Genomic DNA, 16,360 nt, shown 5'->3' with positions numbered 1-16,360 from the left:
GTATTAAAGCGGTCCTGAAATTCCCTGCTTGCGAATCATGACAAAGTGGGCGCCCATGAGCGCAAACAAAGCGGCAGGGAGAAAAAACACGTGAATCGCAAAGAATCTCGTCAGCGTTTGGGCGCCGACAATATCGTGGTGGCCGGCAAGAAGGGTTTTCACCTGCGCTCCGATCAACGGCGTCGCCTCCGCAATCTGAAGACCTACCTTTGTCGCAAACAGCGCCTTCATGTCCCACGGAAGCAGATACCCTGTAAAACCGAGACCAAGCATCACAAAAAAGATCAGAACACCGACGATCCAGTTCAATTCCCGAGGCTTTTTATAAGCTCCCTGAAAGAAAACCCGCAGCGTATGTAAAAACATCATCACAATGACTAAACTTGCCCCCCAATGATGCATACCCCTTACAATCTGTCCGAAAGCGACTTCATTCTGCAAATAATACACAGATTCCCACGCGTTTTTAATATCCGGCACATAATACATCGTTAAAAACATCCCGGACAGCACTTGGATAACGGTTACAAAAAACGTCAATCCGCCGAAACAATAGACAAAAGCCGAGAAATGGTGAGCTGGATTCACATGTTCCGGCACTTCATGGTCGGCGATATCCCGCCACATCGGCGTAATATCGAGACGTTCGTCCACCCAGTCATAAATTTTGTTCAGCATGTCACCCTTCCCCCCTAGGCTTTGCTTTTCCAAGATACAAAAAGCCGTCCTTTACTTTTTGCTCATAACGGTCAAGAGGCGCGAGCGGCGGCGTGCCCGGAACGTTCGTGCCGTCTTTTTCATACAGCCCGTAATGGCAGGGACAAAAGAATTTGTTCGGATTTTTAGGATCATTGTTCCAGTTTACGGTGCAGCCCAAATGCTTGCAGATCGGCGAAAGCGCTATAATTTCATCGCCATGCTTATAGACCCAGGCTGACCTGGATTCTTCCGATTCGTACCAGGCGTCGACCTGATGAATTTTAAAGTCAAACCGTTTCGGCTCCTTCGTCAGTTCATCGACGCTGACAACCTGCACCATTTTTTGATCTCCGGTCGGTTTTAATACCGGGTCCAGCGCAAAACGGACCATAGGCATAAGCGCACTGGCGGCCATAAATCCCCCCACGCCAGTGAGCGCATAGTTTAAAAATTGCCTTCTTGATATATCTTGTTTTCCGCCCATCTCTTCCCCCCCTAAAAGATTGACCAAAAATTAACTAAAATAGAAAATAATTCTGAGATTTGACACCCTCATAATATATGAATCTTTCAGCAAGGTCAACAGAGGCAAAATGGCTGTTTTGCGTGATGTCTGGAGTTTTTAAGAATTGTTCCACTTCTGTAACAAAACGTTCAAAATTTCCCCGCACTTATCATCCGCTATTTTTCTCTTTAAAGAGTCTTTCATATGTTCAAACGGGACTGCTGGTATGTATATGACATCAGATCCTATTCCAGAGTCCTTCCATTTTTCGTCTGCCGTCAGAAACAAGGCATGCCGGAAGCTGGTCATCACCTCTTCTTTGAATTTTTGCAGCAGGGTGATCTGTGATTGATCTATATCAACATATGTATAAGAAGGGAATAAATATACCCGTCCCTTCAACTGGCGCTCAAGCTCTTCAGAAAGCAATTGGGTGCTCTCCCCCCGTTCAACGGCCTCTTTTAAGCCTCCTGCAGATGTTATGGAAATTAACGGAATGACAGCGGTATCAATGTAATCCGCAGATTGCAAATAGACATCGGCATCAGCGGCCCTCCATCTCATGTCTGGTTCCTCCTCCTTACGCAACAAGCCTTGCATATTCTGCAAGGCTGTCATTTATGTGAGCTGATTCAATTGGCGGGAAAGCTTTTCAAATGTTTCTTTGTCATGGCGGTCCAGCGCCTCGTCGATATCTTCAAGCAGCTTTTCCCGCTGGAAAGTGGATATGGCATGTTCTAATATTTTTTCGGCCATCCCCTGATCCTGTTTATTTTCAAACAGGTCTTTCGGCAGATGCGGATTTAATTCAAGAACAGCAGCATATTCAGGCGAGCTGTAGGCCGAACGGAAATTCAGCTGGATAAATAAATCCTGCTGCTTATTCAGCCGGATGTCGTGAAAAGATTTTTCTGCGTCCGTGGTCATGACATTTTCTTTGTAAAACCTAAACGGCACCTCATCAACGCAATGAGCAGACATGATAATGCCTCTCGGGCAAAATTCAGCTTGTTCTACAAAATGGACCTTCTCCATTAATGTATCATGACTCATTAAATAATTTAAAATCCAGACGCACTCCCGGCGTTTAAGCTGATAATGATTTAAAAACCAACGGATAAAATCCTTTTTTTCATTGACAGAAACAGGGGTCTGCATGTAATTCCCTCCTCTATCGATCGTATAATCTGACATCACTTATACATTCAGCAAGCATGGTCCAAAATCCTGCTTATCTCAAAAATTCGTCCTCTATCCGTAAGATTGTTTCTTCAAGCTCTTCGTTTGTTCCATCCATTGAAAGCACTTGTTTTAAAAGCGGCAGCGCTTCTTTCTGGAGACCCTCTTCCAATAAGAAATGAGCGTATTCATATAAGAAATCCCGATCCTCCCGGTAATGGAGGTACGCAGCTTCAAAGCTTTTTTTCGCTTCGTCATATTGCTCCAGACCCGTATAGGCGCCCGCCAAATACCAATTGTATTTCGGATCTTCTTCACCGTAGCCGCGGACTTCCTGAATCAGATCAATAATCTCTTCATAGCTTTCTTCTTTATGATAGACGGCTAAAAGCGTATGGAGCGCTTCCACATAACCCGGATCGAGCGCCAGCGCTTCCTGAAGAAGCTTTTTGCCTTCGTCTTCGTTGCCGAGCTTTAACGCCATTTTCGCCGCATAGAGAAAAAGCTCTTTATTGTATTCATCGTAAGTAATACCTTCTTTAGCGGTTTTTAATGCATCTTCATACATGCCCTCTGCCTCGTAGCTTTTTGCAAGCGGCATATAAAGCGATGAATAAGAAGGATCAAGCCCTTTTAAATCAGAAAGCTGCTTAATGGCGGTTTTGACCATCCCCGCCTGATAGGCTGTGAAGCCGTACCCGAAAATCGTATTCGGTTCTGTATGTTCTGCTGCCGCTTTTTCATACCATGAAATCGCTTCTTCAAATTCACCCGCCGCGCTCAATGACTCGGCCAGCCTTTGATGAACATTTACACCGCCGATTTCATTCCGCTCTTTTGCCGTCTCTTCGTAATAGGGAACGGCTTTTGCGTATGATCCTTGTGTAAAGTACAATTCTCCCAGAGCGAAATCAATAACAGGTTCATCTTTTAACATTGCTTTCGCCTGTAACAGCTTTTGCTCACTTACTTCAAATAAGCCCTGCATCTGATACAGATCAGCCATCAAAAGAAGGCTTTCCGCGTAAGACGGGTCTTCTGGTGATATCGTCTCCAGCACCTCAAGAGCTTTTTCTTCTTCATCAATATCTATTAACAATTCGGCGTAAAAATTCGTCAGCTCAGACTCATCCGGATAAAGGTCATGCAGATCACTGATCAGCGTTAACGCTTTCTCTGCGTTTCCCCATTCATAGTAGAGCTGGGCTGCAATGGCTTTGTCTTCGTCATGAAGCTGCGATTCAGCTTTTGAAAGCGCTTTGAGTCCCTTTTCGGTTTCACCTGCTTCAACTAATTTTATGGCATCTTGAATCAATGTATTCAAATCAGACCGGTCCTTTCTTTTCCTATACCTCATCAACCAATGAAAAGGGTTTATTCGGGTTATTCTTATCATAATTCAGACAGGGTCTGCCCGCAAATAAGATGCTTCACCCGGCATTATAGTTTATCAAAAAATGGCGAGGAGGAAAACGGCAAAAAAGGGGCCGCCATCTTTATACGAAAAACAGCGCGGTTTGATCCGGCTGTTTCTGTAACGAAAACGCATCCCCCCTTCCTGTTATTTTTCCTGTTTAAGACAAGCTATGTCAAAGCTCAAGACTTTATGACACATGAAGAAAAAAGCCCGAAGAATCGTCTTCAGGCTTTTTTGGCTAATTGATCTAAATGCTCAAAGAATGTCGGATAGGAGACGTGGATCGCATCTGTATCACGAATGTCAATCGGCTCTTCCGTCAGACATGAGGCGATACCGAGCATCATGCCGATGCGGTGGTCGCCGTGGCTTGATACACTGACGCCGCCCGCGAGTGTCTTTTTGCCGCGGATTTTCATGCCATCTTCAGTCGCTTCAATGTCTGCGCCGATTTTCCGGAGCTCTGATACGACGGTGTCGATCCGGTTCGTTTCCTTCACTTTCAGCTCCGCCGCGTCTTTAATGACCGTTGTGCCTTCAGCCTGCGTTGCCAAAAGGGCGATAATCGGAATCTCGTCAATTAAACGGGGAATGATTTCTCCGCCGATTTCTGCCGCTTTCAGAGCTGACGCTTCGATAACAAGATCTCCGTACGGCTCCGCGCTGTCCGCTTCTGACGGAATCACTTCAAGTGAAGCCCCCATCTGCTTTAAGACATCAATAATCCCTGTGCGCGTCGGGTTCAGGCCGACATTTTTCAACACAATCCGGCTTCCGGGAACGGCAGCCCCGGCCGCGAGGAAAAAGGCCGCTGAAGATATATCCCCAGGCACGAAAATATCAGCTGCCCGAAGCCGCTGACCGCCCGTTACGGAAGCGCTCGTCGCTGTCTCCTCAAGCTCAGCGCCAAAAGCGTTCAGCATTCGTTCTGTATGATCTCTTGATTTATGAGGCTCGGTAACGGTCGTCGTTCCTTCTGCCTGCAATCCGGCAAGCAGCACGGCAGATTTGATCTGCGCGCTTGCGACGGGAGACACATAATCGATGCCTTTTAATTGTCCGCCTCTTACAGATAACGGCGTAAATTCTCCGTCCGCTCTTCCGTCAATCACGGCACCCATCTGCTTTAAAGGCTCCGTCACCCTCTTCATCGGGCGCTTTGCAATACTTTCGTCGCCCGCTACCGTACTGTGAAATGGGCGTCCGGCTAAAATGCCGAGCATCAGGCGGATGGTCGTGCCGGAATTTCCGACATCAAGAAGGCTGTCAGGCTCATAAAGTGCGTCAATGCCGTTCCCGTGTATCGTTACATCACTTCCGTTCTGTTCAATGGAGACACCCATTTTTCTGAAGCAGGCAATCGTGCTCAGGCAATCGGCTCCCGGCAAAAAGTTTTTTACCGTTGTCGTTCCTTCTGCAAGCGCTCCGAACATAACAGAACGGTGGGAGATGGATTTATCCCCCGGAATATGAATTTCACCGTTTAAAGATGTCACTTTTTCTCTTTTCAATGTTTTCCACCTCAGTCAGCGTAAAATGTGTCATATTTGGCGCGGGATTGAATGCAGATTTCCGCCCGCTTGCGGTCCTCATCCGTCTGGAAACTGATTCTCAGAATTCCGTTAATATCTTCTCTCGTTTCGATAATACGGATGTTGGTGATGCTGATTTGTTCATCAGCCAATATCGCCGTAACCTCTGAAATGACCCCCGGATGATCGGGAACATCGACATAAAGGTCATAAAAGGACGGGATCGCCCCTTTTTGACGGATCGGCAGGCCGTCGCGGTAATCCTTCGCTTTTTTAAAGTAACCGAACAGGTTGTCCGCATCTTCATTTTCTACGTAAGATTCGATCGTGTCAATCTCCCGTTTCCACTCTTTGAAGCGGTCAAGCAGTTTATCTTTGTTGTGAAGGAGAATGTCTCTCCACATCGCCGGACTGCTGGAGGCTATTCTTGTAATGTCCCGGAAACCGCCGGCCGCGAAACGCTTCAAAAGCGGGTAATCTTCTTCAGAACGGTGAGCCTGATGTACGAGGCTGGCAGCAACGATATGAGGGAAATGGCTGATGACGCTCGTCACGCCGTCATGTTCCTCAGGCGTCATCTCCACAAAGTGGGCGTTTGCCGCTTTCAGAAGCTCCTTCAGATGCGTTACTGACTGTTTAGAAGTTGATTTTCCCGGTGTTAAAATGTAAAACGCGTTTTCGAATAAAAATTCTTTTGCGGCAGCTGCCCCTGATTTATGAGACCCCGCCATCGGGTGGCCGCCGACAAATTGATAGTGAGCCGGAAGCACTTTGTCGGCGTAGCTGACGACTTTCTGTTTTGTGCTGCCCACATCCGTAATCAAGAGTTCATGGGTGATGCCCGAGGCGGCCAGCATATCAAGCATTTTCAGCGTTTGGGCGACGGGCGTGGCGATAATGATAACTGATGCTTGCTGCGCCCCTTCCATAAATGAGCCGGCCCGCTCGTCAATAATTCCGAGCTTCAGCGCGGCAGTGAGCTGTTCTTCCGAAATATCCACACCGATAATCCGTTTATGCGGATGCTCCTTTTTGATGGCCAATGCGATCGATCCGCCGATCAGCCCGATCCCCGCAAGCAATATAGTATCCTTCATTTCACTCATTTCCTTTTTCATCTAGTTTAATAGAGCAAAGAGGTGATGCTTGATCACCTCTTATAATATTTCAGCTAAAATTGTCAGAATTTCCTCATTCTGCTCTTTCGTACCGACCGTAATCCTTAACGCTGTCGGAAATCCGAGCGCCTGTCCCGAGCGGACGATATATCCTTTTTCCAGCAGGGCCTGAAACATTTCATCCGCCGGGCGGTTAAAATCAATGAGCACAAAGTTGGTTTGTGAAGGATAACATGTTAAACCGTGGGTTTCGGCAAAATCATAATACTGCTTAAGACCGGCTTTATTTTTTTCGACACATTCCTTAATAAATGCCTGGTCATCAAGCGCAGCCAGTGCCGAAGCCTGGCCGATTCTGCTCGTATTGAACGGCTCTCTCGCCGGCTCAATCTGGCGGATCAGCGCTTCGTCCGCAATGCCGTATCCGACGCGCAGCGCGGCAAGTCCGTACGCTTTAGAAAATGTGCGGAGGATCATGACATTCGGATATTGCTTTAAAAGCGGAATGCTTTCAGGGTAATCTTCCGCCGTGACATACTCATAGTACGCTTCATCAAGTACAACGAGGATTTCCTCGGGAACTCTGTCTAAAAAGGAAATTAATTCCCGTTCGGAAGTATACGTCCCCGTCGGATTATTCGGATTGCACACCCATATGATTTTCGTCTTGCCGTCAATTGCTTCCAGCATCCGATCCAAATCATGAGCACCGTCGCTGCGGAGCGGCACCTCACGTACTTCAGCGCCCTCAATCACCGCATTGTGTCTGTATTGCGGAAAAGTCGGAGCGGCGGTAATCGTGTTTGCCTGATCATTTAATAAAGAACGGCAGATAATCTGCACAAGCTCATCTGAGCCGTTGCCGAAAATGATCGAAGATTCACTGACCTGCAGATGCTCACTGAGCCGCGTTCTCAAAGCGGCACTGTAACCGTCTGGATACAGCGCGAGCTGCTCAATCTCCTGATGCAGCGCATCTTTAGCGGCCTGTGAACAGCCGAACGGATTTTCGTTAGAAGCGAGCTTTACTACTTTCTCAAGCCCGTATTCCATTTTCACTTCTTCTATTGGTTTGCCCGGCTGATACGGTTTCAGCTGCCGCAGCTGTTCTTTAATCTGCAAATCCAGTCACCTCATTTTACACTGTACAGTCGTCCGAACGTCTTTGCATATTCTTCAAATTCAAGAAGCGCATCGGCTCTTGTTACGGGGTTCACAAGCTTTGTTTCAAGCTCTTCTACTTTTTTAACGAGCGCGCTTCCGACAACGACACCGTCTGATATTTCATTCATCTCCTCAACCTGTCTGCGGCTTGAAATGCCAAAACCGACCGCAACCGGAACGGAGCTGAATTCTTTCACTTTTCGGATAAAAGAGTATACAGACGGATCGAATTCTCTGCGTACGCCTGTCACTCCTAAAGAGGATACGCAGTACACAAAGCCGCCGGCCTGTTCAGTAATTATTTTTAGTCGGTTTTCACTTGTCGGCGCAACCAGCGAGATATAAGCGATGTTCTCCTTTTTGCATGCCGTTTGTAAAAGGGCGCTTTCCTCTAACGGAAGATCCGGAACAAGCAGACCGTCTATGTCGTTTTCCCGCAGTAAAGCGAAAAAGTATTCTTTCTCTAATTGTAACACAGGATTATAATACGTAAAGAGGATAATTGGAATATGAACGCCGTTTTTTTTCATTTTGCCGCCAAGTTCAATGGCTTTTACGATATTCATTCCGTTTTCCAGAGCCCGTTTTGAAGCCCGCTGAATAACCGGGCCGTCGGCGAGCGGATCTGTGTATGGGACGCCGATTTCAAGGGCTGAGGCGCCTGCATTCTGCAATGACTTTGCCAGCTCAACAGAAATGTCAGGAAGCGGATCGCCAGCTGTAATAAAAGGGATAAATAGTTTTTCAGAATCATGCAGATTAAACATGTGTCTCCACCTCGTTTTCCAAAACATTCATCAGCGTATGAACGTCTTTATCTCCCCTTCCCGACAAACTGACGAGAATGATTTTATCTTTATCCATGTCTTTTGCCATTTCAAACGCTTTGGCCAAAGCGTGTGCAGATTCAATAGCCGGAAGAATGCCTTCTGTTTCAGAAAGCAGACGCAGCGCGGCGATCGCTTCATCATCTGTCACACTTTCGTACGTTACACGGCCGCTTTTATGCAGATAGGCATGCTCCGGCCCGATCCCCGGGTAATCAAGGCCTGCTGAAATGGAATACGGTTCGATAATCTGCCCGTATGCATCTTGTATTAAATAAGTCATCGAACCGTGAATCACCCCGAGCCTCCCTTTTGCGACCGTTGCCGCATGCAGCGGTGTATCAATTCCTTTTCCGGCAGCCTCGACGCCGATCAGTTCAGTATCATCTTCTAAAAAGGCCTGAAAAATGCCCATCGCATTGCTTCCGCCGCCGACACATGCAACAACCTTATCCGGGAGCGTTCCTTCGGCTTTGCGGAGCTGTTCTTTCGCTTCCTCGCCGATGATTTTCTGAAATTCGCGAACGATGTAAGGATACGGATGCGGGCCTACAACAGAACCGATTAGGTAGAAATGATCTTCACAATGCTGGACCCAATATCTGATCGCCTCATTCGTCGCATCTTTCAGCGTGCCGTTTCCGCTTGAGACCGGCACCACTTTTGCGCCGAGCAGCTTCATGCGGAATACGTTCAGCGACTGGCGCGCAACGTCCTCTTCCCCCATAAAAACCGTGCACTCAAAACCGAATTTTGCGGCGGCTGTCGCGGCGGCAACACCGTGCTGTCCCGCACCGGTTTCGGCAATGATTTTCGTTTTGCCCATCTTTTTGGCAAGCAGAATCTGGCCTAACGCGTTGTTTATTTTATGGGAACCGGTATGGTTTAAATCTTCCCTTTTCAGATAGATTTTTGCCCCGCCCAAATACTCCGACACCCTGTCTGCAAACGTTAATGCCGTCGGTCTGCCTGAGTAATCAAACAATAGTTTTTGATATTCGGCATGAAAAACGGGATCATTCTTTAATTCTTTGAAAGCCGTTTCGATTTCTTCGAGGGGCCGCATTAATGTTTCAGGGACAAACTTGCCGCCAAATTCGCCGTATCTTCCGATTTCATTTGGATATGGATACATAATGGTTCATCCTTTCTTCTAAAAGCCGGATCAGTGTTTGATCCTTTTGTCCGTTTTTTTCAATTCCGCTGGCAATATCTATACCGCACGGGCGTGATCTCAGTAAGCCGGTAATCGTTTCAGGATTAACGCCGCCCGCAATAAAACACCGCTTGTTTCCTTTTTGAGCCTGCTCCCGGTACAAAGGGACACGCTTCCACGAAAACGCGATTCCCGTCCCGCCCCTCATGCCTTTGACTGAAGAATCAATGACATAGCCGTCGACGGCAGGTGCAAATTGAGCCATCTGACGGAGCGTGCTTTCTCCGTGATGGAGCGCTTTCCATATCTCAGAACGCACAAGAGGACGGAGACGGCAGGCATCCTCTGGCGATTCATCACCGTGAAGCTGGATAACGTTAAGGGACAGATCAGAAGCGATTTGCGCGATGTTTTCTATCGTTTCATTCACAAAAACTCCGACATGTTTCTTGTCTGTCCGGATCTCTTGTTTCCATTTCCGGACGTCATCCGGGGTGACCTTCCGTTTGCTTGCGGCAAAAATAAATCCCAGGTAATCCGCTTCTGAGGCTGCCGCAAGCTCATAATCACGCTTCGATCGTATTCCGCAGTACTTTAATTCAGGCTTTTTCATACCCTCACTCCCCGAACAGCCCGCGGATCGCCTTTTGCTGTGAATCCTCTCTCATTAAGGATTCTCCGATCAATACAGCCTGCGCCCCGTGCTTGTTGACGAATTGCAGGTCAGCCAAAGAGCCGATCCCGCTTTCACTGACCAGCAGACAGCCGTCCGGCACAAGCTGCGCTATTTTTTCCGTTTGCGAAACCGAAGTACGGAACGTTTTTAAGTCCCGGTTGTTAATGCCGAGAATGTCCGGCTGAAACACCTGTAAAATCCGTTCAAGCACGGTTTCATCATGGACTTCCACGAGAACGTCCATGCCCTTCTCACGTGCTTCCAGGTAAAGCTCATGAAGCTTTGAAGGTTCCAGCGCTTCACCGATCAGCAAAATCGCATCAGCACCGAGCCGGTACGATTCCTCCACCTGCAGGGAGTCAATAATAAAATCCTTTCTTAACACGGGAAGAGAAACGCTTTTTTTAACATCTGTCAAAAAGTGATTTCTTCCCTGAAAAAAACGGGTATCCGTCAGAACAGAAAGGGCGTCGGCTTTGGCTGCTTCATAATCCGCCGCAATCTCTTCCGGAACAAAATGCTCTTTAATCAGTCCTTTAGACGGCGACGCTTTTTTCACTTCAGCGATCAGCCCGATAAAACGATTCGGATTCAGGAGCGCTTCCTTAAAAGATCTCCGTTCAATTTGACAGGTTTCCGGCAGCACCATGGATTTGATTTCTTCTTTCTTCTGCTGAATGATTTGATCAAGCATATAATTCTTCCTCTTTCTGTTTCAGACGTTCGAGCTGCCTTTTGGCATCTCCGTTTTGAATCGTTTCTAAAGCGATTTTTGCTCCTTCTTTCAGATCGTTTGCGAGACCTGCCGTATAAATGGCCGCTCCCGCGTTTAAGGCCGTAATGTGCAGAGCGGACGACGGAGCTTCATTTGCAAAAATATTCTGAATGAGATGCGCGCTTTCTTCCGCTGAGCTCACTTGAATATCTTTCAGCGAACCTTCTTTAAAACCGAATTGTTCAGGTGATACGGCATATTCCAGACGTTCACCGTTTTTCAGCTCAATGACATCGGTCGGTGCTGTGACGGACAGTTCATCTAACCCGTCACGCGCCGACACAAGCATGACGTGTCTGACTTCAAATTGTTCCAAAGCGCTTGCCATCAGGCGCGCTTTTTCAAATGAATAGACGCCGATCACCTGCCGCTTCGCCTGCATCGGGTTGCTGAGCGGGCCAAGCAGGTTAAACACGGTTCGGAAACCCAGCTCTTTTCTCACAGCGGCGACGTGCTTCATTGACGAATGAAACAGCGGGGCAAACAAAAAACCCATTTGCTTCGTCTCAATACTGTGTTTGACACTGTCAGGGGTGGCTTGAATGGAAACACCCAGTTTTTCCAGCACATCCGCGCTGCCGCTCTTAGACGACACGGAACGATTTCCGTGCTTTGCTACTTTGGCTCCGGCGGCAGAGGCTGTAATCGCTGCTGCCGTTGATATGTTAAACGTAGAAATCCCGTCTCCGCCTGTTCCGCACGTATCAACGACATCCTCCAGGCCATCTGCCGTCTGCGCACGGGCCCGCATCACTTTTACAAATCCGGCGAGCTCCTCCGCCGTTTCACCGCGGTGGGCTAATACCGATAAGATTCCGCCGATTTCAGACTGCGACATGTCTCCGTTCACCATCATTTCCATCAGCTTTTCGGCTTCTCCGGTTTTCAGCGTGCCGCCATTAACGCACGATTGCAGAAATTTGTTCATCCGTCTTCTCCTCCCCGCCAGAAAAGATGTCTTCTGCGATTTGAATCGTTTTTAAAAGCGCCCCCGCTTTGTTGCAGCTCTCTTCATATTCGGCTTCCGGGACGGAATCAGCGACTATTCCCGCGCCCGCCTGCACCGACGCCGTACCGTTTTTGACACTCATGGTGCGGATGGTGATGCACGAATCAATCGAACCGTCAAATCCGATATAAGCGATACATCCGCCGTAAGTTTCTCTGGAAGTCGGTTCTAATTCATTTAAAATCTGCATGGCGCGGATTTTCGGAGCGCCCGAGAGTGTTCCTGCCGGGAATGCCGACATCAGTGCATCAACCGGATGGACCCCCTGTTTTAAACGGCCGGTTACAACGGAGATGATGTGCATCACATGTGAAAAAGAAACGATCTTCGTGAATTCCGGAACGGTTACGGAACCATACTCCGCGACTCTGCCGATATCATTGCGCGCCAGATCGACAAGCATGTAATGTTCAGCTTTTTCTTTTTCGTCATTCATCAGCTCTTTTTTCAGGCGTTCGTCCTCTTCTTTTCCGGCTCCCCTTTTTCTCGTTCCGGCGATCGGATGTATTTCCAGATGTCTGTCATGCACACGGATCAGGCGTTCAGGCGAACTCCCGACAATGTCTCTGTCCGGCAGTTTAATATAGTACATATAAGGTGAAGGATTGACGATGCGAAGCACCCTGTACAGCTCAAAGGAATGTCTGGATACCGGGATCTCAAACTTTTGCGACAGCACTCCTTGAAAAATATCTCCCGCTTTTATATATTCTTTCAGTTTATTAACGCCGGCCATAAACTCTTCTTTCGTATTATTGGATGTCACATTGGCAAAGCTCGGTGTTTCAAATGTACCTTTTGAAAAAAACGGCTCTTTCATATCTTTCGGTTCTGTCAAAATACCGATAAGCTTGCGAAGCTCCGCGCAATTTTCTTTAAAAACGGCCCGTTTTTCTTCTTCCGTCTCCCGGCCGTTAAGCGCCGCATATTGAATGAAATGGACTTGTTTCGTTTCATGGTCGTAGGCGATGATTTTCCTACAGACAAACAGCATGCATTTTTCTAAATCTGTTTCTTTTGCGTGGCTTGGCACGGAAGGCTCAATTAAAGGAATCATGTCATAGCTCAGATAACCGACCGCCCCTCCCGAAAACGGGATATCAAGATCGGGCGTTTTAATACGGAAGCTTTCATTCATCCAGTCAAGCACGGCTTTTAAATCTCCGGCTTCAAACAGCGTAACCCCTTTCGGATCAGCGGCAGTGAATGTGTGATGACTCTCTTTAATCGTGATAAAAGGATCGAGACCGATAAAGGAGTATCTTGACCAGCTTGACGACTCATCCTTGCTTTCCAGCAAATACGTAATGTTTCTGTCCAGTTTTTCAACCATCTGAATGGGTGTGATCGTATCGACCGTAAAAGTCTCTGCGATTGGAATGGTGCGGTGTGTCAGACTGTCCTTTAAAAATAAAGAAATATCCGATTGTAAATTCATGATTCTCCTCCTTACGGTAAGGAGAATGAGATGAGGAGTGAGAGGGGTCTTGCGTATATGAAATAAACCCAAAAGAAAGGCTTCTTTTGGGCAGAATAAAAACGTGTTTATCTCAGCTCAGCTAAACTCATTCTCTGCTACCCTATTCTAAACTCAACTGTTTCATCATCTGGCTTCTATGCTTTATACACACTCTTGTGTATTTCTAAGCTTTTTTTATCGTATTACATGTCAGTATTTTTTGTCAATGATAAATCCGGTCTTAACACAACGGCTTTTTCTAAATAGACATGCTTGATTTCATCTTGAGGCGTATCCGTCTGAACCGTCATCAGGACACGGATACATTTTTTCAGAGCTCCCGCGACATCCATTTCCTGCATGCATGTTACCGGGACGTACTGCCACCCGGAAAGGCGGCGGACCGCTTTTGCCGGAAATACGGAATGGATGTCAGGCGTGGCGGATAACAGGATCTGCACGACGTCTTCCGGCTTGCATCCATTTTGTTCAATGATTTTTTCCAGCAGCTGCTGTGTTTTTTCTAAAATTTCTTGTTCGGTGTCTTGTTCCACCGTTGTTGCTCCGCGAATGCCGCGTATCATCATGCTGTTTCCTCCATTCGCCATTTGTTCAGCAAATTTTCAAGCTCATCTTTTGAAAGCATACAGTCCTGCGCTTCGCCTAATTCCTTCAATACGATGAACTGAGTCATGCCTCCGCGCGTTTTTTTGTCATTCATCATCCGGGCGGAGAGAACCGGTGTTTCAATATCTTGTCTGATGCTTCCCGGGTAGCCGAGCCCAATCAGCCATTGCGTGAGTTCTTTTCTGTTCATCTTGCATCCTGCAACTTGTTCACTCACGTAAAGGGCAAACTGCATGCCGAGGGCGACTGCATCTCCATGTGTAATCCGGCCGTAGCCGTATTCCGCCTCAACGGCGTGGCCGAGCGTATGTCCGAAATTCAGAAAAGCTCTTATTCCCTCTTCCTTTTCGTCCTCACGCACAACGGCCGATTTGATTGAGATTCCTTTATAAATCATTTCATTCAGCTCTGCGCTTGTCAGTCCGTTTAACGTATCAAGCGTGAGAAGCTTTTCTAAAAAAGCGTGGTCGGCGATAAACGCATGTTTTATCACCTCAGCCATACCCGATCTCAGCTCTTGTTCCGGCAGGGTTTTCAGAAGCTCCGTATCATAAATCACCGCTTTCGGCTGATAGAACGCTCCGATTAAATTCTTTCCGAGTTTATGATTGACGGCCACCTTGCCGCCGACCGCGCTGTCATGGGCAAGCAGTGTCGTCGGCATTTGGATGAAATCAATTCCGCGCATAAAAGTCGCTGCGCAAAAGCCGGCCAAATCACCCGTCACACCGCCTCCGAAGGCGATCATACATGAAGAGCGGTCCATATGGAAAGCGATCGCTTCCGATTGAATCCGTTCATACTCTTTCAGAGACTTCGCTTCTTCTCCGCTCGGGACGATCACTTTTTTCACGGGCCATGTTTCGTTTAGAAGCCGGAACATCTCATCACCGTAAAGCCGGTCGACTTCAGCGTCGATGACGAGCAGGATTTTTGTCAGCGGCCTGTTCAGTGAAGTCAGAAGGGCAGCGGCCTGTTTCCTGATGCCTTCACCGATATACACGGGATATGCGGAGGAAGCCGTCCGAACCTCAAGCTCCTTCATTAGAATTCCCTCGATAGTTTCTTCATGTTTTCAACATTTTCTTTAATGCGGTCGATCTGGTCGAGGCCAAATTGTTCTACGACGGCATTTGCGATTTCCCAGGCCACTGCCGCTTCAGCCACGACGCTTGCCGCAGGAACCGCGCAGCTGTCTGAACGTTCAATGCTCGCTGAAAACGGCTCTTTCGTTTCAATATCAACGCTTTTCAGCGGCTTATATAAAGTCGGGATCGGTTTCATAACACCGCGGACGACAATCGGCATACCTGTCGTCATACCGCCTTCTAATCCTCCGAGCCTATTTGTAGCGCGTGTGTAGCCTTTCTCTTCATCCCACACGATTTCATCATGAACATCACTGCCGTTTTTGCCGGCCGCTTCAAAACCGATGCCGAACTCGACACCTTTAAAAGCATTGATCGACAGAACGGCAGCGGCGAGCTTGCTGTCCAGTTTACGGTCATAATGGACATAGCTTCCGACACCGACCGGCATGCCTTCGACAATCACTTCAACGATTCCGCCGATTGAGTCGCCGTTTGCCTTCGCTTCATCAATGGCTGCCATCATTTGACGGCCTGCTTCTTCATCGTAGCATCTGACCGGTGATTCTTCCGTTACCCGCTTGAGATCTTCAATGGATGTGTAGTCGGTCTTCTCGGCTTTTACCCCGCCGATTTGCAAAACATGTCCGGCCACTGTAATGCCAAGCTCCGCTAAAATCTTTTTAGCGACGGCTCCGGCAGCCACGCGAACCGTTGTCTCACGCGCGGAAGATCGTTCTAACACATTTCTCATATCGCGGTGATTGTACTTAATGGCGCCGTTTAAATCCGCGTGCCCCGGTCTCGGTCTTGAAATCTGGCGTTTCATTTCACTTTCTTCTTCTTCTGTAATCGGTGCGGCACCCATGATTTTTGTCCAGTGGGTCCAGTCTTTATTTTCTACAACGAGCGCAATGGGTGAACCGAGTGTCCGGGCATGCCGCACGCCGCTCGTAATCTTCGCTCTGTCCGTTTCAATCTGCATGCGCCGTCCGCGCCCGTGCCCTTTTTGGCGTCTGGCAAGCTCAAAATTAATATCTTCCTCAGTTATATAAAGCCCCGCAGGCACACCTTCTATAATGGTCGTCAGCTGCGGACCGTGTGATTCTCCGGCTGTTAAGTATCTCAT

Annotated in this window: 17 protein-coding genes; all 17 read right to left on the bottom strand. The window is 47.9% G+C overall.

Annotated features, from left to right (window positions below; translation table 11 throughout):
• Window positions 1-3: 3 nt before the first annotated feature.
• The gene (gene qcrB / locus AUL54_RS19455; protein WP_003153485.1) at window positions 4-678 is read right to left on the bottom strand and encodes a menaquinol-cytochrome c reductase cytochrome b subunit; all 675 of its coding nucleotides are present in this window, start codon (window positions 676-678) and stop codon (window positions 4-6) included.
• Window position 679: 1 nt separating this feature from the next.
• Window positions 680-1,183 (bottom strand): Rieske (2Fe-2S) protein, encoded by a 504-nt coding sequence (locus tag AUL54_RS19450; protein ID WP_003153484.1) that lies wholly within the window; start codon window positions 1,181-1,183, stop codon window positions 680-682.
• A 138-nt stretch (window positions 1,184-1,321) separates the two neighbouring features.
• Window positions 1,322-1,768 carry a YpiF family protein gene (locus AUL54_RS19445; protein WP_060964901.1) on the bottom strand — a complete coding sequence of 149 codons (447 nt, stop codon included), beginning with the start codon at window positions 1,766-1,768 and terminating at the stop codon, window positions 1,322-1,324.
• Window positions 1,769-1,822: 54 nt separating this feature from the next.
• Window positions 1,823-2,362, bottom strand: a complete 540-nt coding sequence (locus AUL54_RS19440) for a ReoY family proteolytic degradation factor (RefSeq protein WP_060964900.1) — start codon at window positions 2,360-2,362, stop codon at window positions 1,823-1,825.
• A gap of 73 nt (window positions 2,363-2,435) precedes the next feature.
• Window positions 2,436-3,707, bottom strand: coding sequence for a tetratricopeptide repeat protein (locus tag AUL54_RS19435; protein ID WP_060964899.1), 1,272 nt, complete (start codon window positions 3,705-3,707; stop codon window positions 2,436-2,438).
• Window positions 3,708-4,024: 317 nt separating this feature from the next.
• The gene (aroA, locus tag AUL54_RS19430; protein WP_060964898.1) at window positions 4,025-5,311 is read right to left on the bottom strand and encodes a 3-phosphoshikimate 1-carboxyvinyltransferase; all 1,287 of its coding nucleotides are present in this window, start codon (window positions 5,309-5,311) and stop codon (window positions 4,025-4,027) included.
• Between the two features lie 11 nt (window positions 5,312-5,322).
• The gene (locus AUL54_RS19425; RefSeq protein ID WP_060965138.1) at window positions 5,323-6,438 is read right to left on the bottom strand and encodes a prephenate dehydrogenase; all 1,116 of its coding nucleotides are present in this window, start codon (window positions 6,436-6,438) and stop codon (window positions 5,323-5,325) included.
• 51 nt (window positions 6,439-6,489) lie between these two features.
• Complete coding sequence (gene hisC, locus AUL54_RS19420) at window positions 6,490-7,572, bottom strand: histidinol-phosphate transaminase (protein ID WP_060964897.1); 1,083 nt, start codon at window positions 7,570-7,572, stop codon at window positions 6,490-6,492.
• A gap of 11 nt (window positions 7,573-7,583) precedes the next feature.
• Complete coding sequence (gene trpA / locus AUL54_RS19415; protein ID WP_060964896.1) at window positions 7,584-8,381, bottom strand: tryptophan synthase subunit alpha; 798 nt, start codon at window positions 8,379-8,381, stop codon at window positions 7,584-7,586.
• Complete coding sequence (trpB, locus tag AUL54_RS19410; protein WP_060964895.1) at window positions 8,374-9,576, bottom strand: tryptophan synthase subunit beta; 1,203 nt, start codon at window positions 9,574-9,576, stop codon at window positions 8,374-8,376. Before trpB ends, trpA begins: the two co-directional genes overlap by 8 nt.
• Window positions 9,557-10,210, bottom strand: coding sequence for a phosphoribosylanthranilate isomerase (locus AUL54_RS19405; protein WP_060964894.1), 654 nt, complete (start codon window positions 10,208-10,210; stop codon window positions 9,557-9,559). The genes trpB and AUL54_RS19405 overlap by 20 nt, the downstream gene beginning before the upstream one ends.
• Before the next feature lie 4 nt (window positions 10,211-10,214).
• The gene (trpC, locus tag AUL54_RS19400; RefSeq protein ID WP_060964893.1) at window positions 10,215-10,967 is read right to left on the bottom strand and encodes an indole-3-glycerol phosphate synthase TrpC; all 753 of its coding nucleotides are present in this window, start codon (window positions 10,965-10,967) and stop codon (window positions 10,215-10,217) included.
• A complete protein-coding gene (trpD, locus tag AUL54_RS19395) occupies window positions 10,960-11,976 on the bottom strand; it encodes an anthranilate phosphoribosyltransferase (protein ID WP_060964892.1) in 1,017 nt (338 codons plus the stop codon). Before trpD ends, trpC begins: the two co-directional genes overlap by 8 nt.
• Window positions 11,948-13,495 carry an anthranilate synthase component I gene (gene trpE, locus AUL54_RS19390; RefSeq protein WP_060964891.1) on the bottom strand — a complete coding sequence of 516 codons (1,548 nt, stop codon included), beginning with the start codon at window positions 13,493-13,495 and terminating at the stop codon, window positions 11,948-11,950. The genes trpD and trpE overlap by 29 nt, the downstream gene beginning before the upstream one ends.
• Before the next feature lie 224 nt (window positions 13,496-13,719).
• Window positions 13,720-14,103: a chorismate mutase gene (gene aroH, locus AUL54_RS19385; protein WP_045510999.1), complete on the bottom strand. Its 384-nt coding sequence runs from the start codon at window positions 14,101-14,103 to the stop codon at window positions 13,720-13,722.
• A complete protein-coding gene (aroB, locus tag AUL54_RS19380) occupies window positions 14,100-15,188 on the bottom strand; it encodes a 3-dehydroquinate synthase (protein ID WP_060964890.1) in 1,089 nt (362 codons plus the stop codon). The genes aroH and aroB overlap by 4 nt, the downstream gene beginning before the upstream one ends.
• Window positions 15,188-16,360, bottom strand: a complete 1,173-nt coding sequence (aroC, locus tag AUL54_RS19375; protein WP_047475720.1) for a chorismate synthase — start codon at window positions 16,358-16,360, stop codon at window positions 15,188-15,190. Before aroC ends, aroB begins: the two co-directional genes overlap by 1 nt.

This window comes from Bacillus sp. SDLI1, assembly GCF_001553895.1.
GTDB classification, from domain to species: domain Bacteria; phylum Bacillota; class Bacilli; order Bacillales; family Bacillaceae; genus Bacillus; species Bacillus siamensis.
This window is presented reverse-complemented; position numbering and strand designations above follow the sequence as displayed.

Bases quoted from the DNA above. Each gene is read 5' to 3' on its own strand.
- AUL54_RS19450 (WP_003153484.1), bottom strand. From the start codon at position 1,183: ATGGGCGGAAAACAAGATATATCAAGAAGGCAATTTTTAAACTATGCG.
- aroB (WP_060964890.1), bottom strand. From the start codon at position 15,188: ATGAAGGAGCTTGAGGTTCGGACGGCTTCCTCCGCATATCCCGTGTAT.
- AUL54_RS19405 (WP_060964894.1), bottom strand. From the start codon at position 10,210: ATGAAAAAGCCTGAATTAAAGTACTGCGGAATACGATCGAAGCGTGAT.
- trpB (WP_060964895.1), bottom strand. From the start codon at position 9,576: ATGTATCCATATCCAAATGAAATCGGAAGATACGGCGAATTTGGCGGC.
- AUL54_RS19445 (WP_060964901.1), bottom strand. From the start codon at position 1,768: ATGAGATGGAGGGCCGCTGATGCCGATGTCTATTTGCAATCTGCGGAT.
- AUL54_RS19440 (WP_060964900.1), bottom strand. From the start codon at position 2,362: ATGCAGACCCCTGTTTCTGTCAATGAAAAAAAGGATTTTATCCGTTGG.
- qcrB (WP_003153485.1), bottom strand. From the start codon at position 678: ATGCTGAACAAAATTTATGACTGGGTGGACGAACGTCTCGATATTACG.
- trpE (WP_060964891.1), bottom strand. From the start codon at position 13,495: ATGAATTTACAATCGGATATTTCTTTATTTTTAAAGGACAGTCTGACA.
- aroC (WP_047475720.1), bottom strand. From the start codon at position 16,360: ATGAGATACTTAACAGCCGGAGAATCACACGGTCCGCAGCTGACGACC.
- aroH (WP_045510999.1), bottom strand. From the start codon at position 14,103: ATGATGATACGCGGCATTCGCGGAGCAACAACGGTGGAACAAGACACC.
- trpC (WP_060964893.1), bottom strand. From the start codon at position 10,967: ATGCTTGATCAAATCATTCAGCAGAAGAAAGAAGAAATCAAATCCATG.
- AUL54_RS19425 (WP_060965138.1), bottom strand. From the start codon at position 6,438: ATGAGTGAAATGAAGGATACTATATTGCTTGCGGGGATCGGGCTGATC.
- trpA (WP_060964896.1), bottom strand. From the start codon at position 8,381: ATGTTTAATCTGCATGATTCTGAAAAACTATTTATCCCTTTTATTACA.
- trpD (WP_060964892.1), bottom strand. From the start codon at position 11,976: ATGAACAAATTTCTGCAATCGTGCGTTAATGGCGGCACGCTGAAAACC.